Here is a 26,215-nt window from a genome sequence, read left to right on the forward strand (position 1 = left end):
AGGCACCACGCATCAAAGGAGATAGCACTCACATGAAGAAACAGCTCGTTGCGGCCGTTGCGGTCGCGGCATTCGCAGCAATCGGGATGACCGGCTGCAGCTCGTCAAGCGGTTCGGACGGCGGCAAGGTCAGCATCACGTACTCGAACTTCATCTCGAACGGGGGCAATGAGAAGAACCTGACGACGATCGTGGATGCGTTCGAGAAGGCGAACTCGAACATCACCGTCAAGGTCACCACCAGCGACTACGCGAACTACTTCACGAAGCTGCAGACCGACTTGGCTGCGGGCACCCAGGCCGACGTCTTCGACGTCGACACCGGCAGCTACGCGAACCTGCAGGCGGATGGGGTGCTCGCGCCGCTCTCGGGCGTCGACGGATCGAAGTATCGCACCTCCTTGCTCGACACCTACAAGACCGATGGCAAGCAGTACGGCCTGCCGACCTCGTTCTCGAACGTCGTGCTCTTCTACAACAAGGCTCTGTTCGACAAGGCCGGCGTCTCGTACCCGACCGATTCGTGGACGTGGACCGACGAGGAAGCCGCGGCGAAGAAGCTCACCGACAAGGCTGCAGGCGTCTGGGGTGATTTCCAGCCGATCACGTACAACGAATTCTCGAAGGTGATCCAGCAGACCGGCGGTTCCTTCCTCACGAAGGACGGTAAGAAGGCGGCCTTCAACGATGCTGCCGGCGAGCGGGCTGCGACCTGGCTGGCAGGCAAGAGCGGCGTCACCATGCCGACCGCGGCTGCGGGTGCGAACACTCCGGACTTCGACTCCGGTCTGTTCAAGGTGGGCAAGCTGGCGATGTGGCACACCGGTATCTGGATGTTCAGCTCGCTCGGCACGCTGCCCTTCGGCTGGGATGTCGTAGTCGAGCCCGGTGACACCCAGAAGGCGAGCGCCACGTTCTCGAACGCGGTGGTCGTGTCGAACGACTCGAAGCAGAAGGAAGCCGCGCAGAAGTTCGCCGACTACCTGGCCAGCTCGAAGACGACGGTCGACGTGCGCCTCAAGTCGGGCTGGGAGCTTCCGACGGTCGCTGACGATTCCCTGCTTCAGCCGTACCTGACTGCGGGGGCTCCGGCAAACCGCCAGGCAGTGTTCGACTCGTTGAAGAAGGTCGCCGTCGCGCCGAACCTCGGCCCGAACTCGCAGAAGATCCAGGACACCATCACCAACGCGCTCGGCGAGGTCGCGGCCGGTCGTCAGTCGGCATCGGATGCGCTGAAAGCGTCATCGTCGCAGGTCGACGGACTGCTGAAGTAACGCCGACGATCACAGTCCGTGGTCCGGCTTCGGCCGGGCCACGGACGCTTCTCCACCTGAAAGGCCCCGATGCCCTCCCTGTCCATTCCCCGGCCGATCGACCTTTCGGTCCTCGCGCCAGACATCGAGACTCTCGTCCGTTCGAGTCACCACCTGATCGTGGAACTGCAGACCCCGGAAGGCGCATATCCGGCCAGCCCGACATTCTCGGCCTACGAGGGGTATTGCTGGTTTCGTGATGGAGCCTTCATTGCCGACGCCGTATCGGCCTACGGCGACGAAGCGTCGGCGACAGCGTTCTTCGACTGGTGTTCACGAGTGATCGTCGGGCGTCAGGACCAGATTAGGTGGATCGTCGCGGAGACGCGTGCGGGCCGGCCGCCGACGGGTGATCGGATGCTCCCGGCACGGTTCACGTTCGCCGGCGGCGACGGGGTGGACGACTGGTGGGACTTCCAGCTCGACGGGTACGGAACCTGGCTGTGGGCGCTCACTGCTCATGTCGAGCGATTCGGCCTGGATCCGGATCGGTGGAGCCTGGCGGTTCAGCTCACGGTCGACTACCTGCTCTCGTCCTGGTCCCGACCGTGTTACGACTGGTGGGAGGAGCACAGCGAGTCCGTGCACGTGTCGACGCTGGCGTGCGTGGCGGCAGGTCTCTCGGCAGTCAGGTCAGGAGGACTCGTCGACGCCGAACGTGTCGAGGCGCTCGAACGATGCGTCGGCGAGATCCGTGAGCTCATCACCGAGCGCGGCGTCCGCGACGGTCACCTGGTCAAATGGCTCGACGACGATGCCATGGACGGAAGCCTCGCCGCCGCCGTAGCGCCGCTCGGTGTGGTCGGTGAATCCAGCGCACTCGCGATCGGAACGCTCGACGCGATCGAACGCCGTCTCACGGTCGACGGAGGTGTGCATCGCTACCTGGGCGATACATTCTTCGGCGGCGGGCAGTGGCCGCTGCTCAGTTGTTTCCTCGGGCTGGCCCAGCTGTCGGCCGGACGACCTGAGCGCGCCCGCGAACTCCTGGAGTGGGCGGCGTCGACGGCGAACGCCGAGCTCGAAGTCCCCGAGCAGGTCGACCACCACCTCATTTCTCCGGGAATGAAACAGGAATGGCTGGAGCGCTGGGGCCCCGTTGCGACGCCCCTTCTGTGGAGCCACGCGATGATCATTCGTCTCGCCGTGCAGCTCGCCACCGACGGCCACCCATCAGACCTCGCACGACCGGAAGGAACCACCCGATGATCCGCCACCGCCCGCTCGGCTCCGGCCATCCGTACTCGATCGACACCGAACAGCGTTCCCCGGTCGTGCCAGAGGTAGGCGACCGGGTCACACTCGGCGTCCGCACGAGCGGCCCCGTCGAGGCGGTGACCTGCGAGCTGATCTGGTTGGGCGACGACGGCGCGTCGAGCTCGGATGTGCTGGAGCTACGGCCGGTCGCTCACTCGTCACGCGGCAAGACGATCGACGGAGGACACCTCGCGTCGGCTCAGGCGCGCCTGGCGAGGGCATCGGGAGGCTGGCAGACGACGATCGACGAGGCCGCGGCGGGCGGGCGCTATCGCTACCGCTTCACCGGCACGAGGACCGACGGTCGCCAGGAACGTACGCGCTGGTTCGAGTTCCGGGCCGCAAGCTGGCGCCCGGCGGACACCGCGGTCACGCACCACGGATCCTCGCGAATCGTGCCGGGCTCTGTCTCGGTCCTGGATGACGGCGAGCGCTCGGTGCGCATCCGGTTCTCCATGCCGCTCGGAGCGAACGAGCACATCACCGGACTCGGCGAGCGATTCGATGCCCTCGATCATCGTGGGTCGAGCGTCGACTCCGTCGTGTTCGAGCAGTACAAGAACCAGGGCGCAGAACGCAAGACCTACCTGCCCATGCCGTTCGCGCACGTGGTCGGCGGCGACGGCTGGGGATTCCACATCCAGACCTCGCGCCGGTGCTGGTTCGACTTCGGGAGGTCCGAGGCCGGGACGATCCTCGTCGAGGCCGAACTGGATGCGCCTTCCGACGTCGAAGCGGTACCCGACGGACTTCTCGTGGTGCGATTCTTCGAAGGGGACCCGACGGCCGTCCTCCGCGGCTTCCTTGAGAATGCGGGTTCGGCGCGTGAGCTTCCGTCCTGGGTGTTCCGACTCTGGGCCAGCGGCAACGAATGGAACACCCAGGCCGAGGTGATGCGGCAGATGGATCTTCATCGCGACCACGGCGTCCCGGTCGGATCCGTAGTGATCGAGGCGTGGAGCGACGAGAGCACGTTCACCGCGTTCCGCGACGCCCGCTATGGCGTGACGGCGGACGGTTCCCCACATCGCCTCGGCGATTTCGACTTCCCCGCGGACGGAGCGTGGCCCGACCCCAAGGGGATGGTCGACGAACTCCACGACCGTGACGTCAGAGTGCACCTCTGGCAGATTCCGCTGATCAAGATGCGGCCTCACCCCGCCGACCAGACGCAGGCGGATGCCGCAGCGGCGATCCGCGATGACGTCCTGATCCGTGAGCTCGCGCCGGACGGCACACTCAGGCCGTACCGGAACCGCGGCTGGTGGTTCCCCCTCGGTCTCATGCCAGATCTCACTGATGAGCGCGCTGCTCGATGGTGGACGGACAAACGGCGCTACCTCGTCGAGGAGATCGGGATCGACGGTTTCAAGACCGACGGTGGCGAGCACGCCTGGGGGAGTGACCTGGTGTACCTCGACGGACGGATGGGTGATGAGAAGAACAACACGTTCCCGGTCGCGTATGCGAAAGCGTACGGTGACCTCCTCGAATCCGCCGGAAAGGCGCCGGTGACGTTCAGCCGAGCCGGCTTCACCGGTTCGCAGAGCCACGGCGCGTTCTGGGCAGGCGACGAGAACTCGACCTGGCAGGCGTTTCGCTGGTCGATGCTCGCGGGGCTGTCAGCAGCGGCAAGCGGGATCGTCTACTGGGGCTGGGACCTCGCCGGTTTCTCGGGCGATGTTCCGGATGCGGAGCTCTACCTTCGCGCCGCGGCCGCATCGGCTTTCGTGCCGATCATGCAATATCACTCGGAGTTCAACCATCACCGGACTCCGTCTCGCGACCGTACGCCCTGGAATATTGCAGAGCGCAGCGGCGACCCGGCCGTACTCGACGTGTTCCGCGAGTACGCCGAACTCCGTGAGCGGCTCATCCCGTATCTCGTGGAACAGGCCGCAGTGACGATCGCCACTGCGCGCCCGCTGATGCGACCGCTGTATTTCGATGACCCTGGACTCGAAGGCGTGTGGGATGCGCAGCCCCAGTGGATGCTCGGCGACGACCTGCTCATCGCCCCCGTCCTCGAGGCCGGCGCAACATCCTGGCCGGTGCTCCTTCCGGATGGGTCATGGGAAAACGCGTGGACCGGCGAGCTCGTCGAGGGCCCGGGCACCGTCGACGTGGAGGCGCCGGTCGACCGGATCCCCGTCTTCATCCGCGCCGGCGCCGCCGAACGGCTGCTCGCCGTCTTCGGCCGCTGAGTGCGGGCGGGCTCGCGTGTACTCTCGCGAGTTCGCGCGGGCTCGCGCGCCGAGAGCTCAGCGGGCGGCGAGGGCGGCGTCGACCTCGGCGATGCGCAGGTCGACGATCCGGCGGATGGTCGACTCGGACAACGGACGCGCGGGATCGAAATGGAGTGTCGCGCCACTCAGTGAGCCCTCGTCGAGCGACCCTGCGAGCGCTTTCGCGGCGGGGGGACTCATGAGCAGCAGGCTGCATTCCTTGGAAGCGGCACTCAGCCCGACGAGTCCTTTGCCGCGGTACTTGAAGATGGGCACGCGGTAGCTGATCACCTGGTCGACATCGGGGATCGCCGCCACGAGCCGCTCGCGCACGAGCCGGAGTGCCGCGCCGAACGGCTCGGGCATCTTCTCGAGGTACTCGTCGACAGTTGCCGCTTCGATTCCGCGTGCCATGTGATCCCCTTCAGGCCGTCGCGAGCGTGCCATCGCACATCGTGAGCATCCGATCGCCCGTCGCGAGCTGCCATCGCCTCACCGCACTAGTTTCGCGCCGGCGCACTAGTACAAACTAGTGCGCTCGATCACAACTAGTGCGGCTGCACGCTGGCGGCCGCACGCTGGCAGGCCCGCACGCTGGGCGGCGCGCTCAGTGCGCGAACGCGAGATCCACAGGCACGTCGGCCGGCTTGCGGATGAAGAACGAACCCACCACGCCGAATACCGAGATGATCGCGCCGGCGAGGAATGCCATGCGCACACCGCCCGCAGCTGCAGCGTCGGCCGAAGCGCCACCGGCGACCAGGGCGGCCGTCTGCGCCGACATGATCGCGACGAAGAGCGCCGTTCCTGCGGCTCCCGCGACCTGCTGGATCGTTCCGACGAGAGCGCTGGCGTGTGAGTACAGGTGCGGCGTGACCGCACCGAGCCCGGCGGTGAACAGCGGCGTGAACATCAGGGCGAGGCCGATGCTGAGCACGACATGGGCCGCGAGCAGCAGGTACGGCGACGTGTCCTCCGTCACCATCGTGAGCGTCCACATCACGGCGCTCACCAGGATCGAACCGGGAACGACGAGCACCGTCGGCCCGAACCGGTCGTACATGCGGCCGACGAACGGAGCGAGCAAGCCCATGATCAGGCCACCCGGAAGGAGGAGCAGTCCCGTCGCGAGTGGTTCGAGGTGAAGGACCTCCTGCAGGTAGATCGGCAGCACGATGATGGTGCCGAAGAGCGACGCCGTGCTGATCGCCATCAGAACGATCGCGACGGTGAAGATCGGGAACCGGAACGTGCGCAGGTCGAGGAGTGCTCGATCTTTGCGCTGGAGCAGGAGCTGTCGGGCGATGAACGACGCGAGCGCGATGACTCCGACGCCGAGCGACACCCACATCGGAACATTCACGCCGGCGATCTCGCCGGGCACCGGACCGACCTGCCCGATCTGCGTGAGGCCGTAGATGAGCCCGCCGAAACCGAACGCCGACAGGATGACCGAGAAGACGTCGATCGGCACTTTCTCTGGCTCGCTCACGTTCTCGACACGGCGGATGCCGATCAGCAGCATGACGAGCGCGATCGGGAGCACGATGATGAAGATCCAGCGCCACGACAGCGAGTTGAGGATGATACCGGCGATCGTCGGACCGATCGCGGGAGCGACGGAGATGACGATCGACACGTTGCCCATCGTTCGCCCGCGCTTCGCCGCCGGAACCAGCGTCATCAGGGTCGTCATGAGCAGCGGCAGCATGATCGCCGTGCCTGACGCCTGGATCACGCGAGCGACAAGGAGGATCCCGAAGCCCGGCGCGAGTGCGGCGGTCAGCGTGCCGAGCGAGAACAGGGACATCGCGGCGATGAAGATCGGCCGTGTGTTGAACCGCTGCAACAGGAAGCCGGTGATGGGGATCACGACGGCCATCGTGAGCATGAACGCCGTCGACAGCCACTGGGCCGCGATCGCGGTGATCTGCAGGTCGACCATCAGCTTGCGGATCGCCACGCTCATGATCGTCTCGTTGAGGATGACGACGAAGGTCGCGGCGAGCAGCAGCCAGATCACCCGGTTGTTGCGCGCGGTGTGATCGTGTGGGGCAGCCGGTGCGTCGTCGATCACATCGACGGAAGAGGCGTCTTTCTCAGTCACGCGTTCCACAGTATCGACAGCCGCCGACAGAGATCGTTGCCGTCAGGTTAACTCTTGCGATGTTCACTCACTGCGTAATCGCGGCGACCGTCTCGACGGCCTCGCCCACCGCATCCGCCACCGCAGCGAGCTCGGGTGCGCCGACCTCCGGACCCCAGGAGAACCTCACTGCTGTCTGCGCGATCTCCTCCTCGAACCTGAGCGCGAGAAGCACGTGAGACGCCTCACCACTGCCTGCAGCGCATGCGGAGCCGCTCGAGCTGACGATCCCGCGCCGTTCCAGTTCGAGCAGAACGCTCTCGCCGCTGGTGCCGGGGAAGACGAACGACGCCGACGCGGGAAGACGGCGGACTGGATGCCCGGTCAGCGCCGCCTGCGGCACCCGGGCGAGCACCGCGGTCACGAACGCATCCCGTGCCGCAGCGGTAGTCTCGGCCCTCGAGTGCCGACCGTCCTCACCCAAGCGGATGGCCGCCGCCAGTCCGACCGCGCCCGCCACGTTCTCAGTGCCGGATCGCCGACCGCGTTCCTGGCCTCCGCCGTGGATGACCGGCTCGACCGGGATGCGCCCACGCACGAACAGAGCACCGATCCCTTTCGGCGCGCCCAGCTTGTGTCCTGAAATGCTGAGCGCGTCGACGCCGAGGGCCGCGCTGCCGAGATCGAGCCAGCCCGCAGCCTGGACCGCATCCGTGTGGAAAGGGATTCGGCGCTCGTGCGCGATCGCGGCGAGTTCGGCCACCGGCTGCACCGTTCCGATCTCGTTGTTCGCGAGCATGACCGTCGCGAGCGTCGTGTCTTCACGCAGCGCCGCGGCGAAGTCCGAGGGATCGACGAGTCCGGTCCCGTCCACGTCGACGAAGGTCACCTCGAAACCGTGGAGGCGCCTCAGATAGTCCACGGATTCGAGCACGGCCTCGTGCTCGATCGGGGTCGTGACGATGTGCCGGCCGCGCGGTGTGGCGAGTGCGATCCCTTTCACGGCGAGGTTGTCCGCCTCGGTGCCGCCCGACGTGAAGACGACATCCGAAGGGCGACAGCCGAGCCACTCTGCGACGGTCGCGCGCGCATCCGCCAGTGCGCGTGCCGCAGATTCGCCGACCGTGTGGTGGCTCGACGGATTGCCGAAGTCACCCGTCAGATACGGCCACATGGCCTCGAGGACTTCGCGCCGGACCGCGCTCGTCGCCGCCGCATCCAGGTAGATCACGGGGCCACCGCACCCGCATCCGCACGCGTCCCGTCGACGTCGACATCCAGTCCGAGGTCGAGCGACCGCACGCTGTGCGTGAGCGCCCCCACAGAGATCACGTCGACGCCGGTCTCCGCGATCGAACGAACCGTCGTGAGGTTGACGTTGCCACTCGCCTCGACGATCGCGCGACCGGCGACGAGCGCCACGCCTTCCCGCAGTTGGTCGACGGTGAAGTTGTCGAGCATGATCGTGTCGACCCGGGCGGCGAGAACTGGCTCGATCTGGTCGATGCGGTCGACTTCGACTTCGAGGTGGGTCGTGTGGGAGAGCTGCGCACGCACCGCGAGCAGGGCATCGGTCACGCTGAGTCCGCTCTGTGCCGTGAGCACGGCCAGGTGATTGTCCTTGGCCATCACGGCGTCGGACAGCGAGAACCGGTGGTTGTGACCGCCGCCGGAGCGCACGGCGTGACGCTCGAAGGCACGCAGGCCCGGGGTCGTCTTGCGGGTGTCGACGATGCGCGCACCGGTGTGCGACACCAGGCCCACGTATTGCGCCGTCAAGGTCGCTATTCCGCTCATCCGTTGCACCAGATTGAGCCCGACGCGCTCCGCCTGGAGGACCGACCGGGCCGGCCCCGCAACGACCGCGAGCACGTCTCCGGCTTCGAACCGTTCGCCGTCACGGACGCGCAGTTCGGTGCGGATGGTCTCGTCGGTCGCCGTCATCGCCGCAGTGAACACGGCCCCGCCGCTGAACACCCCTGGCTCACGCGCGATCAGGCGCGCAGTGGCATATGCCGTTTCGGGAATGAGCAACTCCGACGTGAGATCGCCCCACGGGGCGTCCTCCAGCAGGGCCGCCCTCACCACGGTGTCGATGATCTGGGGAGTCAGCACGGGACGGTCACCTCTCTGGCGTGGACGAGTTGCACAGCGAAGGCGTCGGAGGGCGCGGGGAAGTCCGAACGGAAGTGGGCGCCCCGCGATTCCTCCCGCTCCAGCGCGGACGCGACGAGGATGCGCGCGAGTTGCAGCAGGTTGGCGTCCTCCCGTTCACGTCGAGTCGGGTCGGCAGAATCGCTGCCGCGCCAGCCGTCGAGCGTGCGAAGCGCGTTTTCGAGCCCTTCACGCGAGCGGTGCACGCCCGCTGCCGCCCACATCAGCGACTGCATGCGCGCACGATCGACGACGGTGGTCGCCGACTCGGCGAAGCGCTCGGGACGGGAGGCCGCTACAGATCGGCGCATCCGCTCGCCGCGCCACTCCCACTCCGCGGGCACCCCGTCCGCGAGATCCTGCGCGGCCCGGTGCGCGAACACGATGCTCTCCAGCAGTGAGTTCGACGCCAGCCGGTTCGCGCCGTGCGCGCCGGTGCACGCGACCTCGCCGACGGCGTACAGGCCGGGAAGGGTGGAGCGTCCGCGCGTGTCCGTCGCCACCCCGCCCATCCAGTAGTGGGCGGCGGGTGTGACCGGGATCGGCACCCGTGACCAGTTGAATCCTGCGCGCCGGCACGCGGCGTCGATCGTCGGGAACCGTCGCGCGAGGAACTCCGCGCCCAGCCCGGTCGCGTCCAGGAGCACGGGCGTGCCGTCCTGCGCGGCCATCTCCACGGCGATGCCGCGGGCGACGACATCGCGCGGCGCGAGTTCGCCGGCAGGATGCACGTCGAGCATGAACCGCTCGCCTCCCGCATTCCGCAGGACGGCGCCCTCACCGCGCACCGCCTCCGACACGAGGAATGATCCTCCGATCGCGAGTGCGGTGGGGTGGAACTGGTAGAACTCGAGGTCCGCCAGGTCCGCTCCCGCACGCCAGGCCGCCGCAACGCCGTCGCCGGTCGTCACCGCCGGATTGGTGGTGTGCCGGAAGAGCTGTCCCGCTCCACCGCTGGCGAGCACCACGGCATCCGCCTCGATGGTGAGTGCGATCCCGTCCTCGAGCAGCACCTCGACGCCGGCCGCCCGGCCGTCGTCGTCGATGACGATGTCGGTCAGGAACGTGTGTTCCAGCACCCGGGTCGCGGATGCCCGCACGGCGCGAACGAGAGCACGCTCGATCTCGGCACCGGTCGCGTCTCCGCCCGCGTGAAGCACCCTGGCGTGCGAATGGGCCGCCTCCAGGCCGCGTGCGAGCGACTCCCCGTCGGTGTCGAACCGCACTCCGAGGTCGAGCAGGTCGCGGATGCGCGCGGGCGCCTCGCTGCACAGCACCTCGACTGCTTCGGCGTTTCCGAGACCGGCGCCCGCCGCGAGGGTGTCCGCGACGTGCTCGGCAACCGTGTCGTCGGGGAAGACGACGGCCGCGATCCCGCCCTGCGCGTACGCCGTATTGCTCTCGGCGAGTTCCGCCTTCGTGACGACCGTCACCTCGTGGAACCGGCTCGCCTCGAGGGCAGCGATCAACCCGGCCACACCGCTGCCGACCACGATCACGCGGGACATCTCAGGCCGCCATCGTCGTGTTCGGCTTGGCCGCGAGCATCCGCTCGAGTGCCACGCGGGCCGGGGCTGCGACGTCGTCGGTGACAGTGATCCGGTTGTGGATCTGTCCGCAAACGAGACCTTCGAGCACCCAGGCGAGATAGCCGGGGTGGATGCGGTACATCGTCGAGCACGGGCAGACCACGGAGTCGAGGCAGAAGATGGTGTGCTGCGGGTACTCCGCGGCCAGACGCTGGACGAGGTTGATCTCGGTGCCGATCGCGAACGTCGATCCGGCGGGTGCGGCGGCGATCGCTTTCACGATGTAGTCGGTCGAGCCGTACTCGTCGGCCGCGTCGACCACGGGCATCGGGCATTCCGGGTGAACGATGACGCGGACATCCGGATACTGTGCTCGCGCAGCCTCGATCTGGCCGACAGTGAAGCGCTTATGCACCGAGCAGAATCCGTGCCAGAGGATGACGCGCGCATCCTGCATCGTCGCCATCTCGTTGCCGCCGAGCGCCTTGCGCGGGTTCCACAGCGGCATCTGCTCGAGTGGGACTCCCATCGCCTTGGCGGTGTTGCGCCCCAGGTGCTGGTCGGGGAAGAAGAGCACCCGCTGGCCGCGCTCGAACGCCCACCTGAGGACGGTGTCGGCGTTCGAGGAGGTGCACACGATTCCGCCGTGCTCACCGCAGAAGCCTTTGAGGGCGGCAGACGAGTTCATGTAGGTGACCGGGATGACCGGTACGCGGCCGTCTGCATCCGGTTCCGTCCCGTACAGCTCCTCCAGCTGCTCCCAGCATTCGGCGACCGAGTCGATGTCGGCCATGTCGGCCATCGAGCATCCCGCCGCCAGATTGGGCAGGATGACCGCCTGGTCGGGCCGCGAGAGGAGGTCGGCGGTCTCGGCCATGAAGTGGACGCCGCAGAAGACGATCGCCTCGGCCTCCGGCTTCGACTTGGCGGCGTTCGCGAGCTGGAACGAGTCGCCCACGAAGTCCGCGTACTGCACGACCTCGTCGCGCTGGTAGAAGTGACCCAGCGTCACGACACGGGCGCCGAGTTGGGCCTTGGCGTCGAGGATGCGCCGGTGCAGTTCGCCGGCGGTGGCCGTGCGGTACTCCTCGGGGAGCTCGCCCTGACGGGGAGCCGCAGCCGGTATGGGGTCGGCCATCGACGCTCCCGGTCCGTAGCCCGGCGCCTGCAGGTCGAACACCCAGGGTCCGTCGGCGAGATCGGGGCTGCACGTCTCGCCGTCTGTCGCGCCGCGCGTGATCAGCTGGATGGTGGTGTCGACCGATGCTGTGATGCTCATGCGTACTGTCCTTCGTCGTTCGGATGCTCGGAATCTTCTGCTGGGATCAGGGGGCGTTCGCTGAGCCGGGGGAGCGGGCCCTGGTCGGCCAGGTCGATCGCGGAGTTGTAGCGGTAGAGCCGCGGAGGTCGGTGGCGCGTGCCCGCGAGGACTTCGTCGGTGGCGACGACCGCGTTCGACGCCTCGATCGCCCGCCGGAAGTTCGCCGGGTCGAGCGCCCGGCCGAGCACGGCCTCATGCACTTCGCGAAGCTGGGCCAGTGTGAACGTCTCGCCGAGGAAGGCGTGGGCGATGCGGCTGTATTCCATCTTGTTGCGGAGGCGCCAGAGGGCGTATTCGACGATGAGGTTGTGGTCGAAGGCGAGGGGCGGGAGGTCGTCGGCGGGAAACCACTGCACGTTCTCGCCGACGCTGGCCTGCTCGGCCTCTTCGCTGCGCACGAGCGCCCAGTACACGATGGACACGACACGGCCGCCGGCCGACCGCCCGACATCGCCGAAGGCGTAGAGCTGCTCGAGGTAGCGCGGCGTGAGTCCGGTGGTCTCGTGGAGGGAGCGGGCGGCGGCGACGGCCAGGTCTTCGTCGGTGCGAAGCGGACCGCCGGGCAGCGCCCAGCTGCCTTCATATGGTTCGCGGATGCGGCGGACCAGCGGTAACCAGACCGTCGCGAGGTCGGAGTCGTCTTCACGCCGGAGCGCGAAGATCACCGTCGAGACCGCGAGTGTCGCGCTCGCGTGCCCGGGCAACCGCTGCTCGTTCGAGACCATGTCGGGTCCTTCGGCCATCCGTCGCCTAAGAGTCATCGTGACTCTAAGTGTTGATCCATCTTAGTGTCATCGTGACCCGAAGTGCTAATCCGAATGCGAGCGAGTCAGCAGGATGTCATCTGCTCGACGGCGGCGCCGAGTGCTCCTGTTCCACCGACCAGGGTCATGGCCGAGACGTTGAGCTTCTCGATCGCAGCGAACTCGACGCTCGGAATGCAGGAGGAGGGCGCGAGGTACAGGGGCGAATCGGTGCTGCCCGCCCACGCCGACGCGGCGAGGGCGTCAGGAAAGCTGAGGCCCTGCGCGAGGAATGCCCGCGACGCGGTCGGATGTGCGTGCGCGTTCACCGCCGCGGCCGTGGCGTACCTGTCCAGCCCGCTCAAGCGCGTCACCGGGGCGATCGCGGCAAGCGACTTCGCCATCGCCGCGGACACCGAGCCGGTGCCCCCCGCGACGAAGATGCTGCGGGGAGCGAGCCGGCGCAGTAGGGCTGCCGTCGCCGGGTCGATCGTCGAGGATGTCCCGTTCACGAGCACGAGAGGTACGTGGGCGGAGGCAGCGGCGGCGCCTGCGGAGAGGGCGTCCGGGAAAGTCGAGCCGGTGGCGACGTAGACGCTCGGGACCGTGCCGGGAAATGATGCCGACACGAGTGAGCGTGAGGTCGCGTAGCGATCGGCGCCTGACAGGCGTGTGACAGAGCCATCGGGAGGAAGAAGGGCTTTCACCTGATCGGCCACGGTCTGCGAGACAGCGCCGGTACCACCGACGATGATCGCGTCATGCGCCTGAAGGCGTTGTATCTCAGCTGAGACGTTCTGCGGAAGCGAGGTCGGCGCTGTCAGGAGGAGTGGACCACCGGAGAGGACGGCGGCCGGACCTGCAGCAAGGGCATCCGGAAAGGTCGTGCCCGAAGCGATGAAGACGACGGGGGCGGTGGCCGGATGGGAGCCCTGCGAGATTGCGACACCCGTTCCGTAGCGGTCGACGCCGGACACCCGTGACGTCGCAGGGACGATCTGCTGGCTGTACTGCTGGGTGACGGTGTCGCCGTCGGCGTCCGTCGCGGTGATGCTGTAGTCGAACCAGCCGAGGTGGGAAGGGGTTCCCACAAGGGCTCCGCTCGGGTCGAGCGTCAGCCCCGCAGGGAGCGAGCCCGCAGTAGCGGCGAACGTGACGGGTGCGGGTCCTCGCGCCGTGAACCCGGTGGTGGACGGCTGGCCGATGATGAGGGCCGAAGGATCGTCACTTGTGATGGATACGGGCTCGGAAATGACCGTGATCGTTCCCAGGTTATGGTCGCCTCCGAAGACGAGGTTCGTTCGCTGGTCGACCGCCAGGTAGTCCAGTCGTATGCCCGTGGCCGTGTCGATGGACAGGCTGTCCATATCGATGACGACGAGACCGTTCCCGTTGAACATGAGCTTGCGGGTGGAGAGATCGATGCTCAGATCTCCGCCGGCCCCAGGCACCGTGAGATCGCCGGTTACGGCGTAGGTGCCGGGATCGATCGTGAAGAGCGACGAGGTCGCCATGCCGTTGGTGTGGGCGCCCACGAAGAGCCTGCCGGTGTCCTGGTCGACCCGCGCGATGTACGCGGGGACCGGCGGAGCGATCTTCTTCACGACCTTCATGGTGTGGGAGTTGATCACGGAGATGGTTCCGTCACCGCCGTCGACGACGTACACCATTCCCGTCGACTGGTCGACGTCGATACTTTGCGGAAAGCTTCCGACGGGGATGGTGTGGGTCACGGCTCCCTTCGCCTCATCGACGACGGTCACGGTGTTCGTGTTGCTGCTGGCGACGAACGCCAGTCCTGTGGTCTCGTCCACCGCGACAGCATCCGCACCGGCACCCGCGGGCAGCACGCCGACGAGCTTGTTCGTCCAGTCCGCGATCACCGACACGCTCCCGTCGTACCCGGCGACGAAGACCAGACCGGTGTACGCGTCGACAGCGACGGCGTTCGGGCTGGACGCGACATGGATCGTGGCGACGACGGCCTGGGTCTTCTCGTCGACGGCCAGGACCACGCGCTGATTCCAGTCCGCCACGTAGAGGGTGTCGTTGTAGGTGTCGACGGCGAGTTCACTGATGTCCGCATTGAGGTGGGTCGTCGAGTCGATGGTGTACGGTCCCGGAGCGGCAGAGGCCGGGGAGGTGTACCCAGCGACCCCCATGCACAGGGCGGCGACCAGGGCGGACGCGGCGATCGCGCGCAGTCCGGTTCGGCGTAGCCGCGCGCGGGAAGGACGGGTCGTCATCGACATGTGCATCCAATGTCCGGAGGGGTCGAGGTCCGAAGCGGACAGCAGTGCGTGCGCCGATTCAGCATTCAACCTAATGGTTCCGGACCGACGCATCTGCACCGTGCCCGCGTGGCGCCGCCTCATCCCTGCTCGCGGTATGCTGACAGGGCGTCTGCGCGAATGAGCATGGGCGTGCGAAAACTGAACACTGGGCCATCGAGGTCGATGCGGGAGAGCCGGCAGCACGCGAGTGTACGACCGGCACCGAAGGAGCAATCCTCCCCGACAATCTCTCAGGTACGCGTACCGCATCGGACTGGCCACTCTGAAAAGCAGAACTGCGCGCCGATCCGGCGTTGCAGCGCTCGCCCACGGTGAAAGTCGCGACCCGCGAGGGCGCGGTGAAACTCTCAGGCCGGATGACAGAGGGGGAGTTCTTGTGCAGACCCGTCACGCGGGTGTGCCGCACTCTCGATTCGGCCCCGGCCGGCGAAGACCGGAGAACTCATGACCTCGCACGACACTGACGCCAGCGGCACCCAGGGCGCCGACCGCCTGTCCCCCCTCAACGAAGCGCATGTCGACGCCGGTGCCTCGTTCACCGACTTCGCGGGCTGGCAGATGCCGGTCCGGTATTCGAGCGACCTCGCCGAGCACCACGCCGTCCGCACCGCCGCAGGCCTCTTCGACCTGTCGCACATGGGTGAGATCTATGTCGTCGGTCCCGAGGCCGCTGCGGCACTCGACTACGCTCTCGCCGGGAAACTCTCGGCGATCGCCGTCGACCAGGCGAAGTACAGCCTGCTGCTCTCGCGATCGGGCGGCATCGTCGACGACCTGGTCGTCTACCGCACCGGAGACGACCGCTACATGGTGGTCGCGAACGCGTCGAATCGCGCGATCGTCGCCGAGGAACTGCGCGACCGCACCGCCCCGTTCGAAGCGGACGTCTTCGACGAGAGCGACGAGATCGCGCTCATCGCCGTCCAGGGACCGGCGGCGCTCTCGATCCTCGCAGCGGTTCGCGAGTTCGCAGTCGAGGGCGGCGCGCTCGACGGTGACGGCTTCGCCGAGAAGCTCGACACGCTCAAGTACTACTGGTCCTTCCCCGCGACGTTCGACCAGCATCCGGTCCTCGTCGCGCGCACGGGCTACACCGGCGAGGACGGATTCGAACTGTATGTTTCGCCGGACATCGCCCGCACAGTCTGGGATGCTCTCCTCGAGGCGGGCTCAAAACAGGGGCTGGTTCCTGCGGGTCTCGCCAGCCGCGACACGCTCCGCCTCGAGGCGGGCATGCCGCTGTACGGCCACGAGCTCGACCTCGGCACCTTCCCCGCCCAGGCGGGCCTCGGCCGCGTCGTCAACCTCGCCAAGGAGACCGATTTCGTCGGCCGTGCGGCGAGCGAGGTCGGTCCGGATGCCGAGGCTCCCGTGCTCGTCGGGCTGATGGGTCACGGCAAGCGCGCAGCTCGCGCCGGCTACCCGGTCTTCGCGACGGACACGGCCACCGACGCGGACGAGACCGTCGGCGTCGTCACCAGCGGCGCTCTCTCGCCGACCATCGGCGTGCCGATCGCGATGGCCTACGTCGCCCCGTCGTTCGCCCGACCCGGAACCGAACTCCACGTCGACATCCGCGGCACCCGCCTCGGGTTCACCGTCACCGCCCTCCCCTTCTACAGCAGAAAGAAGAACTGACAATGGCCGCTCCGCAGGACCTCCAGTACACCGCCGAGCACGAGTGGATCCTCGTCGACGGCGATACCGCGACCGTGGGCATCACCGCCTACGCGGCCGAGAAGCTGGGCGATGTCGTCTTCGTCGAGCTTCCCGCCGTCGGCAGCGACATCGCGGAGGGCAAGGTCGTCGGCGAGATCGAGTCCACGAAGTCGGTGGGCGAACTGTTCGCGCCCGTCGACGGCACCGTGGCCGAAGTGAACGACGCCGTCGTCGCCTCGCCGGAGCTCGTCAACAGCGACCCTTTCGGCGAGGGATGGCTGGTCAAGGTCACGTTCTCCGCCCTGCCCGCACTGCTCAGCTACACCGAATACTCCGCCATCATCGGCGAGTGAGGCTTACCACCCAAAATGACTGAACTGTTCTCCACGCGTCACATCGGAACCGATGACGACGCGCAGTCCACCATGCTCGACCTCCTCGGCTACGACAACGTCGAGGAGCTCGTCAAGGCCGCAGTACCGAGGTCGATCCAGCTCGACGAGTCCCGCGAGTCGGCCCTGCCGGCTGCGGCGAGCGAGCGCGCAACGCTCGGCGAACTGCGGGCGATCGCGTCCCGCAACACCGTCAATCGCCCGCTGATCGGTCTCGGCTACTACGGCACCGTCACGCCGGCCGTCATCAAGCGGAACGTCCTCGAGAACCCGAGCTGGTACACGGCCTATACGCCGTACCAGCCCGAGATCTCGCAGGGTCGCCTCGAGGCGCTGATCAACTTCCAGACGATGGTCGCCGACCTGACCGGCCTCGACACGGCGAACGCGTCGATGCTCGATGAGGGAACCGCCGTGGTCGAGGGGATGCTGCTGGCCCGCCGCGCATCCAAGGCCGCGTCGAAGCGCTTCATCGTCGACGCCGACACGTTCCCGCAGACTCTCGCGCTGCTGCAGAACAGGGCGGATGCGGTGGGCATCGACCTCGCGATCCTCGACCTGCACAGCATCGACGCAGCCTCGCCCGAGCTGGCGGACGCGTTCGGGATCTTCGTCCAGTACCCGGGCGCCTCCGGTCGCGTCTGGAACCCCGCCGCGGTCATCGCGGCAGCGAAGTCGTCCGGTGCCGTCGCGGTCGCGGCCGCCGATCTTCTCGCGCTGACCCTTCTGACGTCGCCGGGCGAGCTGGGTGCGGACGTCGCGGTCGGCACCAGCCAGCGCTTCGGGGTTCCCCTGGGCTTCGGTGGCCCGCACGCCGGCTACATGGCGGTGCGCTCCGGACTCGAACGGCAGCTGCCGGGCCGGCTGGTCGGCGTCTCGCAGGATGCGGTGGGAAAGCCGGCCTACCGGCTCACCCTGCAGACGCGCGAGCAGCACATCCGCCGCGAGAAGGCCACCTCGAACATCTGTACGGCCCAGGTGCTCCTCGCCGTCATGGCCGGGATGTACGCGGTCTACCACGGTCCTCGCGGGCTCAAGGCGATCGGTCACGCGGTGCACTCCGCGACCGGCGCCGTCGCGGCAGCGCTCCGTGGCGCCGGCGTCGACGTTCGCTCCGAGTCGTACTTCGACACGCTCGAGATCGCCGTCGACGATGCGGATGCGGTGGTTCGTCGTGCGCACGAGGCCGGCATCCTGCTCCACGCCTCCGACCCCTCCACGGTCTGGCTCAGCATCGACGAGCCGTCTGCCGAGGACATCCGCGACGGCGCACTCCTCGCCGAGCTCGTCGACGTGTTCGCTCCGGGAGCCGTAGCGGACGGCACAGCGGTGGACGCGGGTTTCCGTTCCTTCGATGGCACGCTCGACCGTGCATCCGCCTACCTGACCCACCCCGTCTTCAACACCCACCACTCCGAGACGGCGATGATGCGGTACCTCAAGTACCTCGCCGACAAGGACTACGCACTCGACCGCGGCATGATCCCGCTCGGCTCGTGCACCATGAAGCTGAACGCGGCCACCGAGATGGAAGCCGTCACCTGGCCGGAGTTCGGCGCGCTTCACCCGTTCGCCCCGGCGTCGGATGCTGAGGGCTATCTCGAGCTCATCGACCAGCTCGAGACGTGGCTCGCCGATGTCACCGGGTACGACTCGGTCTCGCTCCAGCCGAACGCCGGCAGCCAGGGCGAACTCGCCGGCCTGCTCGCGATCCGGGGGTTCCACCGCTCGCGCGGCGACCTGCAGCGGACGGTCTGCCTGATCCCGCAGAGCGCGCACGGCACGAACGCCGCATCCGCCGTGCTCGCCGGGATGTCGGTCGTCGTGGTCGCCTGCGACGACCTCGGCAACGTCGACCTCGACGACCTGCGCGCCAAGATCGCTGCGAACGCGGACGCGCTCGCAGCGCTCATGGTGACCTACCCGTCGACGCACGGAGTGTACGAGCACGAGATCGCCGCCATCACGCAGGCCGTCCACGATGCCGGGGGACAGGTCTACGTCGACGGGGCGAACCTCAACGCGCTCCTCGGTTTCGCCCGCTTCGGCGACTTCGGCGGAGACGTCAGTCACCTGAACCTGCACAAGACGTTCTGCATCCCGCACGGCGGTGGCGGCCCCGGTGTCGGCCCGGTCGCGGCGAAGGCGCACCTCGCACCGTTCCTGCCGGGACACCCGCTTGCGCAGCGCCCCGACCACTACCTCGGAGGCGGCCAGACGCGTGTCGCGCACGCCGGTGGTCCGGTCTCATCGGCGCCGTACGGAAGCCCGAGCATCCTGCCGATCAGCTGGGCCTATGTCCGCATGATGGGCGAGCAGGGTCTCACCCAGGCGACGGGTGCCGCCGTGCTCGCAGCGAACTACATCGCTGCGCGCCTGCGTGATCACTACCCGGTGCTGTATTCCGGCGACAACGGTCTCGTCGCCCACGAGTGCATCCTCGACCTGCGCCCGCTAACCGAAGCGACGGGGGTTACTGTCGACGATGTGGCGAAACGCCTGATCGACTACGGTTTCCACGCCCCGACGATGAGCTTCCCGGTTGCGGGCACGCTCATGGTGGAGCCGACCGAGTCCGAAGACCTGGCCGAGCTCGACCGCTTCGTCACGGCGATGATCTCGATCAAGGCCGAGGCGGATGCGGTCAAGGCAGGCTCGTGGCCCGTCGACGACAACCCGCTGCGTGGCGCTCCTCATACTGCGGAGTCCGTCGTCGTCGGCGAGTGGTCGCACCCGTACTCGCGCGAGCAGGCGGTCTATCCGGTTCCGGGTCTCGTGCGCTCGAAGTACTGGCCGCCGGTGCGACGCATCGACCAGGCGTGGGGCGACCGCAACCTCTTCTGCGCCTGCCCGCCCCCCGAGGCGTTCGCGTAGCCTTCCACCGCGTGTCGCCGTTCGAGCCGAGAGTCGCCCGCCCAGCGGGTCGCCTCGGCCCGAACGGCGACACTCGGCTTCAGGGTCAGCGGAAGAGGGCGGGCCACCAGGTCACGGCGAGGGGATAGCCGACGAATGACGCGATGTCGATGATCCAGTGCGCGATCACGAGGGGCATCACCCGGCCCCACCGGGTGTAGCACCACCCGAACACGACCCCCATGGCGAAGTTGCCGAAGAAGGGCCCGATGCCCTGGTAGAGGTGGTAGCTGCCGCGCAGTGTCGCCGCGCCGAGGATGATCGCCCAGCGCGACCATCCGAGTTGCCGGAGCCGCGTGAAGAGGTAGCCGACGACGATGACCTCCTCTTGGAGTGCCGCCCGCAGCGCGGCGAGGATGAGGATGGGCACTGTCCACCAATGGCTGTCGAGCGGGGCCGGAATGACGTTGACGGTCAGGCCGAGGGCCCGCCCGACGAAGTACAGGACGAGGCCGGGAACCCCGATCACAGCGACGAGTGCGAGACCGCCCAGGACGTCCCTTCCGGGCCGGGTGAAGTCGAGCCCGATCCGCCGGAACGTGCTCCGTCCCGGGCGCCAGAGCAGGTAGATGACCAGTGCGACGGCGAACAGATCGAAGAAGATCGCCAGGAACTGGTAGGTGAAGTCGAGCCATTCACGCGGTGACTGCGAGCCGTTGATCGTCGCCGACTGGTCGGAGAGCGGCGGCCCTGCGGTGAGCCGCGCGATGATGTTGACGACGGAGTAGATTGCGGATGCTCCGAGCGAGAGCCCGAGGACGATCGCGACTTCCCACCACAGGCGGGGCCGGTCCTCCCGCGCCACCACCGTCTCGGACTGCCACGGCGTCGGCGTCTTCGCTTTCTCCATGATCTGAATACTGCCAGTTCCGGTGCTTACCACCTGAAACACGCTGCGCAAGTGCAATTTCTTGCATGGCGCACTGCTCTTGTGCAGGTTTCCTGTGCTCAATGCAAAAAACCGGCGACTGAGTTACCACTGTGTAACGTTTTCGCGCCCGGTTTTGCATTCACAGTCAACCGTACCTATGGTCATTCTTATCCAGCGCGGTGCGGGTGCTCTCGCGCGCCCATGCCGTCGCACACTTCGCACAGGAGGAACATTGCAGATCCAAGGAAGAAAGGTCAGGCACGCGGCCAGCGCCGTCGCCATCGTCGGCGTCGCAGCAGTTGCGCTCACCGCCTGCACCACGTCGGGCAGCTCGTCCACGCCGTCCGCTGCCCAGGGTGGCACTGTGACCGTCGCGGTTGTCAACGACTTCACGTCGTTCAACTCGCAGACGCCGCAGGGCAACCTGGACACCAACGGCCAGGTCGGTTACCTCGACGGCTCGTACGGCACGGGTTTCCAGTACATCGACAACAACTTCAAGATCGTTCACGACGACAAGTTCGGGAAGTTCGAGAAGGTCAAAGATGACCCGCTGACCGTCAAGTACACGCTTAACAAGGACGACAAGTGGTCTGACGGACAGCCCGTCACCGCCGATGACATGGTCCTCGGCTGGGCGATCCAGTCCGGCTACTACGACTCCGCCACGCTCGACCCGGCCAGCGGCAAGGTCACCAAGGGCACCCGCTACTTCCAGTACGCGGGCAGCACCGTCGGCCTCGACCAGACCGCGTTCCCGACGATCGGCGACAACAACACGTCGATCACCCTCACCTACGCCAAGCCGTACGTGGACTGGGAGCTCGTCGACCCGATGGCACAGCCCGCCCACATCGTCGCCAAGAAGGCCGGACTCAGCTCCGCTGCCGACCTGACGTCGCTGCTGAAGGGCCTGCCGCACGGCGACACGTCCAACCCGGCCGCACCGGACCCGACGCTGAAGAAGGCTTCTGACTTCGTCAACACCGGCTACGACGTCACCGCGATGCCGACCGACAAGGACCTGACCGTCTCCAGCGGGCCGTTCGTCGTCTCGTCGTGGACCCCCGGCCAGTCACTCACCATGACGCAGAACAAGTACTACGCGGGCGGCCTCAAGCCGAACGTGGATAAGGTCGTGTTCCGCTTCATCGGCGACGCAAGCGCCCAGGTCACCGCTCTCCAGAACGGTGAGGTCGACATCATCAACCCGCAGGCGTCAGCTGACACGCTGACCGCTCTGAAGAACACCACTGCAACGGTGCTCGCGGGCGACCAGGCGTCGTACGACCACCTCGACCTGACCTTCAGCAAGTCCGGAGTCTTCTCCGACCTCGCTGTCCGCCAGGCGTTCCTGAAGACGATCCCGCGCCAGCAGATCCTGGACTCGATCGTCACCCCGGTGAACCCGAAGGCCAAGGTCCTGAACTCGCAGATCTTCCTCCCCAACCAGGCGGAATACGCGGACTCGGTCAAGGGCAACGGTTCTGACGCTTACAACAAGGTCGACATCGCGGGCGCCAAGACGCTCCTCGCGGGCAAGACCCCGACCGTGAGCATCATGTACAATACCAACAACCCGAACCGTGTCGACGAGTTCCAGGCCATCCAGGCATCCGCCGCGAAGGCCGGCTTCAAGATCGTCGACGCCGGTAACCCGGACTGGTCCAAGAAGCTGGGCGACGGCTCGTACGACGCCGTGCTCTTCGGCTGGATCTCGCCTGGTGCAGGTACCCAGCAGCTGACCCAGGTCTTCGGTCCTGTCGGCTCCGGTGGTAACTACAACAACTACAACGGCACGGGTGACCTGGCCAACTCGACCCAGACCATGACGGACAAGTCCGAACTGGTCAAGACCGAGAACCAGATCGACAAGCAGACCTTCACCGACGCGTACGGTCTGCCGCTGTTCCAGCTGCCTGGCATCTTCGGTGTCAGCACCCGCGTGGACGGCGTGAAGTACAACGGTGGCCAGAGCGGTCCGTTCTGGAACTTCTGGGATTGGTCGGTCAAGGCTTCCAAGAAGTAGCCTTGCCTGATTGATGTGGTCCCCGGGGCCTGGCCCCGGGGATCACACCCGTTCGGGGCGCTGGAGCGAAAAGCTCCAGCGCCCCGTACCATGAATACGTTCGCGTGACCCGCGAATACAATGTCAGGTGCCCGTCCCCGACCCCGGGATGGTCAGATCCATCCGGCGGATCGTGGTGCCGTTCCAGATAGGTAGTCATTCAATGGTGAGCTTTATTCTGAGGCGAATTCTCGTCTCGATTCTCATCCTCATCGCCGCATCGTTCCTGATGTACATGCTTGTGGCGTATTCGGTCGATCCGCTCGCGGACCTCCGATCCAGCAACAACCCGAACAAAGAAGCGCTGATCTCGGCGCGTGTCGCGCTTCTCCACCTCGATGTCGCACCACCATTGCGCTGGGCGCTGTGGCTCGGTGGCGCTGCGAAGTGTCTCATCCCGTTCGCGAACGCCTGCGACCTCGGGTCGACCATCTCGAACGCGCAGGTGACCGACATCCTGCCGCAGGCGCTCGGTTCCACGGTTCAGCTCGTGACCCTCGCCCTCGTGCTCGCTGTCGTCTTCGGGATCTCGATCGGCATCATCACCGCCCTTCGCCAGTACAGCGGTCTCGACAACACGATGACCTTCATCAGCTTCTTCCTCTACTCCCTCCCGGCGTTCCTCGTCGCGGTGCTCCTCAAGGAGTTCGTGGCGCTCGGCTTCAACAACTTCCTCGCAGACCCCGTGATCAGCTGGTACTGGCTCGTGATCATCGGTGTACTGATAGGCGCGATCTTCCAGTCACTGGTGGGAGGCGATCGTCGACGACGACTGATCGTGTTCGCATCGGTGGGTGGTGCCACCTTCCTGCTGCTCTGGCTGATGTCGGCTACCGGCTGGTTCCTCACTCCGGGCCTCGGTCCGGTCGCGATGATCATCCTCATCGGCGGTATCGCTCTCGGCTCGACCGCACTGATGGCCGGCCTGCAGAACCGCAAGGCCCTGATCACGGCGGGCATCAACGGCGCGATCGGCATCATCGCCTACTTCGCGATACAGCCGCTGCTGAACATCTCGAGCGTGGCGACCATCGCGATCCTGGCGATCGTCACACTCGCGGTCGGCCTGGTCAGCGGCTGGCTGGTCGGCGGTTACGACCGAGGCCAGAACATGCGTGTCGGCGCCGTGACGGCCGTGCTCTCCGCGGCGCTGATCCTGATCGACCGCTACATGCAGGCCTGGCCCCAGTACCTGCAGGACACGAACGGCCGCCCCATCGCAACGGTCGGCTCGTCGACCCCGAACCTGAATGGCGACATCTGGGTCACGGGTCTCGACACGTTCACGCACCTGCTGCTGCCGACGATCGCTCTCCTGCTCATCTCGTTCGCCAGCTACACGCGCTACTCGCGCGCCGGGATGCTCGAGGTGCTCAATCAGGACTACATCCGTACTGCGCGCGCCAAGGGCCTGCCCGAACGCACGGTGATCGTCCGTCACGCCTTCCGCAATGTGCTCATCCCGATCACGACCCTGGTCGCGTTCGACGTCGGAGCCCTGCTCGGTGGCGCGATCATCACAGAGAGGGTGTTCGCCATACCCGGCATGGGCTTCCTCTTCAGCGCCGGTCTCAGTCGTGGCGATCTCAACCCCGTCATGGGTTACTTCGTCGTGATCGCGATCATGGCCATCCTGTTCAACTTCCTGGCCGACCTGGCCTATGCAAGCCTCGACCCGAGGGTGAGGGTCCGATAATGACCATCAACAACGAACCGGTCGTCACCGACGAACCGACTATTGAGTCGAAGGCTCCTGAGAGCCAGGGGCGGATCATCTTCCGCCGCTTCATGGGGAACCGAATGGCGGTGACCTCGATCATTCTCGTCGTCTTCATCGTGCTGTTCTCGGTTTCGGCCATCGGCGTCGGCCCCATCCACGGGTGGTGGAAGTACACCTACCAGGAACTGAACGTCCAGGTGAACCAGGGCGCGCCGTCGCTCGAGCACCCGTTCGGCCAGGACCGCATCGGCAAGGACTATTTCGCCCTCGTCATGCGCGGCATCCAGAACTGGTTCATCGTGATGATCGTGCTCGGCGGAATCGCGAGCGTCGTCGGCGTCGTGGTCGGCGCGATCGCCGGCTACTACCGCGGAATCACCGACGCGATCCTGATGCGCATCACCGACGTCTTCATCGTGATCCCGGCCCTCGTCATCGGCTCCGTCGTCGGCCACTGGGCCGGCGGACTCGGTGCGCCCCTGCTCGCGATCATGCTCGGCTTCTTCTCCTGGATGGGTATCGCCCGCCTGGTGCGAGGCGAGTTCCTCTCACTCCGTGAGCGTGAGTTCGTCGAAGCAGCGCGTGTCGCCGGAGCCTCCGACCGGCGCATCATCTTCAAGCACATCCTGCCCAATGCGGCGGGTGTCGTGATCGTGTCGTCCACCCTGATCATGGCGTCGGCGATCCTGCTGGAGACGGCCTTGAGCTTCCTCGGCTACGGCATCAAAGCGCCCGACGTGTCCCTCGGCCTGCTGATCAGCCAGAACGAGTCGGCATTCCAGACCCGTCCGTGGCTGTTCTGGTGGCCCGGCTTCTTCATCGTCGCGCTCGCGCTGCTGGTGAACTTCATCGGCGACGGACTGCGCGACGCGTTCGACCCGCGTCACCGCCGGTTCAAGCTGCGCCAGATGCAGGAAGAGCTTCCCGAGTCCGGAGACGAGCGGGCATGACGCTCCTCGTGAGCCCGGCCGGCGGACCGCTAGCCGACGAGGATCGCGACGACAGAGCCCGCCGCGAGCACGACGAGCGCGATCGCGACCGCCCAGTGCGTGGTCACGGTCACCGTCGTCGTGTCGGCGACGCCCGTCTCGAACGCTCCGCGTTCGCGGAGTCTGTCCCAGCGACTGCGCACGAGGTACGCGGCTTCACCCGACTCGGTGCCGAGCAGGTCACCCGGTCGCGCGGCGTCGCCTTCGAGCGGTGCCCTGCTGCCGGAGTTCTCGCTCCTCGACTTGGTGGCTCGGTAGCTGGAGGCGCGGCCGGGAGCGGGAGCAGCCCACGCGGTGTAGTTGTGCCCGGGCGTGTAGAGGGTCAGCGCGTACTTGGTGTCCACATGGATCAGCGCAGCCCACGGCACGAAGACCGTGCGCAGCACGTTGCGCAGGCGGACACCCTCGTCGTCGACTTCGACGCTCGGACGCCACAGCGCCTCCCACGCGAACAGCGAGACGAACGCCGCCGGCAGCACGTACAGCAGTCGGATGCCCGGCGCCACGAACAGCAGGCTGCCCGTCATGAAGGCGGCGAGCACCCAGATCACGACGGCAAGGATGCGATTGAAGCGCGACGTGTAGACGTCGCGCCCGGACGGAGCTTCGGTGGGCATGCGTCCATGCTGGCAGCATCCGCATCGGCCGTCCAACGCAACACGATCTCGACGGCGACCACAG

The 26,215-nt window shown here is 66.8% G+C and carries 19 protein-coding genes and 1 riboswitch; of the genes, 9 read left to right on the forward strand and 10 right to left on the reverse strand.

Annotated features, from left to right (window positions below; genetic code table 11):
* The first annotated feature begins 32 nt into the window (after positions 1–32).
* The 3 genes from AAYO93_RS05845 (at position 33) to AAYO93_RS05855 (ending at position 4,774) form a co-directional block, all read left to right on the forward strand.
* A complete protein-coding gene (locus tag AAYO93_RS05845; protein ID WP_345764063.1) occupies positions 33–1,274 on the forward strand; it encodes an ABC transporter substrate-binding protein in 1,242 nt (413 codons plus the stop codon).
* 69 nt (positions 1,275–1,343) lie between these two features.
* Positions 1,344–2,522 (forward strand): glycoside hydrolase family 15 protein, encoded by a 1,179-nt coding sequence (locus AAYO93_RS05850; protein WP_345764064.1) that lies wholly within the window; start codon positions 1,344–1,346, stop codon positions 2,520–2,522.
* The gene (locus AAYO93_RS05855) at positions 2,519–4,774 is read left to right on the forward strand and encodes a TIM-barrel domain-containing protein (RefSeq protein WP_345764065.1); all 2,256 of its coding nucleotides are present in this window, start codon (positions 2,519–2,521) and stop codon (positions 4,772–4,774) included. Before AAYO93_RS05850 ends, AAYO93_RS05855 begins: the two co-directional genes overlap by 4 nt.
* 57 nt (positions 4,775–4,831) lie before the next feature.
* On the opposite strand, the gene AAYO93_RS05860 is transcribed toward AAYO93_RS05855, so the two are convergent.
* From AAYO93_RS05860 to AAYO93_RS05895, 8 genes are all read right to left on the reverse strand, one after another.
* Positions 4,832–5,209 carry an iron chaperone gene (locus AAYO93_RS05860; RefSeq protein WP_345764066.1) on the reverse strand — a complete coding sequence of 126 codons (378 nt, stop codon included), beginning with the start codon at positions 5,207–5,209 and terminating at the stop codon, positions 4,832–4,834.
* A gap of 193 nt (positions 5,210–5,402) precedes the next feature.
* Positions 5,403–6,872 (reverse strand): DHA2 family efflux MFS transporter permease subunit, encoded by a 1,470-nt coding sequence (locus AAYO93_RS05865; RefSeq protein WP_345764826.1) that lies wholly within the window; start codon positions 6,870–6,872, stop codon positions 5,403–5,405.
* Positions 6,873–6,969: 97 nt separating this feature from the next.
* Entirely contained in the window at positions 6,970–8,112 is a 1,143-nt protein-coding gene (locus AAYO93_RS05870) for a cysteine desulfurase family protein (protein WP_345764067.1), read from the reverse strand.
* On the reverse strand, positions 8,109–8,996 hold the full coding sequence (gene nadC / locus AAYO93_RS05875) for a carboxylating nicotinate-nucleotide diphosphorylase (protein WP_345764068.1): 888 nt from the start codon (positions 8,994–8,996) through the stop codon (positions 8,109–8,111). The genes AAYO93_RS05870 and nadC overlap by 4 nt, the downstream gene beginning before the upstream one ends.
* A complete protein-coding gene (nadB, locus tag AAYO93_RS05880) occupies positions 8,990–10,543 on the reverse strand; it encodes an L-aspartate oxidase (protein ID WP_345764069.1) in 1,554 nt (517 codons plus the stop codon). The genes nadC and nadB overlap by 7 nt, the downstream gene beginning before the upstream one ends.
* 1 nt (position 10,544) lies before the next feature.
* On the reverse strand, positions 10,545–11,843 hold the full coding sequence (nadA, locus tag AAYO93_RS05885; RefSeq protein ID WP_345764070.1) for a quinolinate synthase NadA: 1,299 nt from the start codon (positions 11,841–11,843) through the stop codon (positions 10,545–10,547).
* Positions 11,840–12,628, reverse strand: coding sequence for an NUDIX hydrolase (locus AAYO93_RS05890; protein WP_345764071.1), 789 nt, complete (start codon positions 12,626–12,628; stop codon positions 11,840–11,842). Before AAYO93_RS05890 ends, nadA begins: the two co-directional genes overlap by 4 nt.
* Before the next feature lie 86 nt (positions 12,629–12,714).
* On the reverse strand, positions 12,715–14,874 hold the full coding sequence (locus AAYO93_RS05895; protein ID WP_345764072.1) for a cell wall-binding repeat-containing protein: 2,160 nt from the start codon (positions 14,872–14,874) through the stop codon (positions 12,715–12,717).
* Positions 14,875–15,077: 203 nt separating this feature from the next.
* Positions 15,078–15,178, forward strand: a riboswitch (glycine riboswitch).
* 188 nt (positions 15,179–15,366) lie between these two features.
* Between AAYO93_RS05895 and gcvT the strand changes: the two genes are divergently transcribed.
* From gcvT to gcvP, 3 genes are read left to right on the forward strand one after another with little or no spacing between them, the layout of a single operon-like run.
* Entirely contained in the window at positions 15,367–16,560 is a 1,194-nt protein-coding gene (gene gcvT / locus AAYO93_RS05900; protein ID WP_345764073.1) for a glycine cleavage system aminomethyltransferase GcvT, read from the forward strand.
* A gap of 2 nt (positions 16,561–16,562) precedes the next feature.
* Positions 16,563–16,934, forward strand: coding sequence for a glycine cleavage system protein GcvH (gcvH, locus tag AAYO93_RS05905; RefSeq protein WP_345764074.1), 372 nt, complete (start codon positions 16,563–16,565; stop codon positions 16,932–16,934).
* Positions 16,935–16,949: 15 nt separating this feature from the next.
* Positions 16,950–19,847, forward strand: a complete 2,898-nt coding sequence (gene gcvP, locus AAYO93_RS05910) for an aminomethyl-transferring glycine dehydrogenase (RefSeq protein WP_345764075.1) — start codon at positions 16,950–16,952, stop codon at positions 19,845–19,847.
* Between the two features lie 85 nt (positions 19,848–19,932).
* Here gcvP and AAYO93_RS05915 read toward each other — a convergent pair whose 3' ends face one another.
* Entirely contained in the window at positions 19,933–20,736 is an 804-nt protein-coding gene (locus AAYO93_RS05915) for a CPBP family intramembrane glutamic endopeptidase (protein WP_345764076.1), read from the reverse strand.
* 253 nt (positions 20,737–20,989) lie between these two features.
* On the opposite strand from AAYO93_RS05915, the gene AAYO93_RS05920 reads away from it, so the two are divergent.
* The 3 genes from AAYO93_RS05920 to AAYO93_RS05930 all read left to right on the forward strand — a co-directional run bounded on the left by AAYO93_RS05920 (position 20,990) and on the right by AAYO93_RS05930 (position 25,495).
* Entirely contained in the window at positions 20,990–22,786 is a 1,797-nt protein-coding gene (locus AAYO93_RS05920) for an ABC transporter family substrate-binding protein (RefSeq protein WP_345764077.1), read from the forward strand.
* 202 nt (positions 22,787–22,988) lie between these two features.
* Positions 22,989–24,521 carry an ABC transporter permease gene (locus tag AAYO93_RS05925; RefSeq protein WP_345764078.1) on the forward strand — a complete coding sequence of 511 codons (1,533 nt, stop codon included), beginning with the start codon at positions 22,989–22,991 and terminating at the stop codon, positions 24,519–24,521.
* The gene (locus AAYO93_RS05930) at positions 24,521–25,495 is read left to right on the forward strand and encodes an ABC transporter permease (protein WP_345764079.1); all 975 of its coding nucleotides are present in this window, start codon (positions 24,521–24,523) and stop codon (positions 25,493–25,495) included. Before AAYO93_RS05925 ends, AAYO93_RS05930 begins: the two co-directional genes overlap by 1 nt.
* Before the next feature lie 29 nt (positions 25,496–25,524).
* Here AAYO93_RS05930 and AAYO93_RS05935 read toward each other — a convergent pair whose 3' ends face one another.
* Positions 25,525–26,151 carry a PH domain-containing protein gene (locus AAYO93_RS05935; protein ID WP_345764080.1) on the reverse strand — a complete coding sequence of 209 codons (627 nt, stop codon included), beginning with the start codon at positions 26,149–26,151 and terminating at the stop codon, positions 25,525–25,527.
* Between the last annotated feature and the right edge of the window lie 64 nt (positions 26,152–26,215).

It is taken from the genome of Diaminobutyricibacter sp. McL0608 (assembly GCF_039613825.1).
GTDB lineage: Bacteria > Actinomycetota > Actinomycetes > Actinomycetales > Microbacteriaceae > Diaminobutyricibacter.

What these genes read in the sequence shown, in the direction of transcription:
- AAYO93_RS05845 (WP_345764063.1), top strand. Translation starts at nt 33, where the DNA reads ATGAAGAAACAGCTCGTTGCGGCCGTTGCGGTCGCGGCATTCGCAGCA.
- AAYO93_RS05850 (WP_345764064.1), top strand. Translation starts at nt 1,344, where the DNA reads ATGCCCTCCCTGTCCATTCCCCGGCCGATCGACCTTTCGGTCCTCGCG.
- AAYO93_RS05855 (WP_345764065.1), top strand. Translation starts at nt 2,519, where the DNA reads ATGATCCGCCACCGCCCGCTCGGCTCCGGCCATCCGTACTCGATCGAC.
- AAYO93_RS05860 (WP_345764066.1), bottom strand. Translation starts at nt 5,209, where the DNA reads ATGGCACGCGGAATCGAAGCGGCAACTGTCGACGAGTACCTCGAGAAG.
- nadB (WP_345764069.1), bottom strand. Translation starts at nt 10,543, where the DNA reads ATGTCCCGCGTGATCGTGGTCGGCAGCGGTGTGGCCGGGTTGATCGCT.
- nadA (WP_345764070.1), bottom strand. Translation starts at nt 11,843, where the DNA reads ATGAGCATCACAGCATCGGTCGACACCACCATCCAGCTGATCACGCGC.
- AAYO93_RS05890 (WP_345764071.1), bottom strand. Translation starts at nt 12,628, where the DNA reads ATGGCCGAAGGACCCGACATGGTCTCGAACGAGCAGCGGTTGCCCGGG.
- AAYO93_RS05895 (WP_345764072.1), bottom strand. Translation starts at nt 14,874, where the DNA reads ATGACGACCCGTCCTTCCCGCGCGCGGCTACGCCGAACCGGACTGCGC.
- gcvT (WP_345764073.1), top strand. Translation starts at nt 15,367, where the DNA reads ATGACCTCGCACGACACTGACGCCAGCGGCACCCAGGGCGCCGACCGC.
- gcvH (WP_345764074.1), top strand. Translation starts at nt 16,563, where the DNA reads ATGGCCGCTCCGCAGGACCTCCAGTACACCGCCGAGCACGAGTGGATC.
- gcvP (WP_345764075.1), top strand. Translation starts at nt 16,950, where the DNA reads ATGACTGAACTGTTCTCCACGCGTCACATCGGAACCGATGACGACGCG.
- AAYO93_RS05915 (WP_345764076.1), bottom strand. Translation starts at nt 20,736, where the DNA reads ATGGAGAAAGCGAAGACGCCGACGCCGTGGCAGTCCGAGACGGTGGTG.
- AAYO93_RS05925 (WP_345764078.1), top strand. Translation starts at nt 22,989, where the DNA reads ATGGTGAGCTTTATTCTGAGGCGAATTCTCGTCTCGATTCTCATCCTC.
- AAYO93_RS05930 (WP_345764079.1), top strand. Translation starts at nt 24,521, where the DNA reads ATGACCATCAACAACGAACCGGTCGTCACCGACGAACCGACTATTGAG.
- AAYO93_RS05935 (WP_345764080.1), bottom strand. Translation starts at nt 26,151, where the DNA reads ATGCCCACCGAAGCTCCGTCCGGGCGCGACGTCTACACGTCGCGCTTC.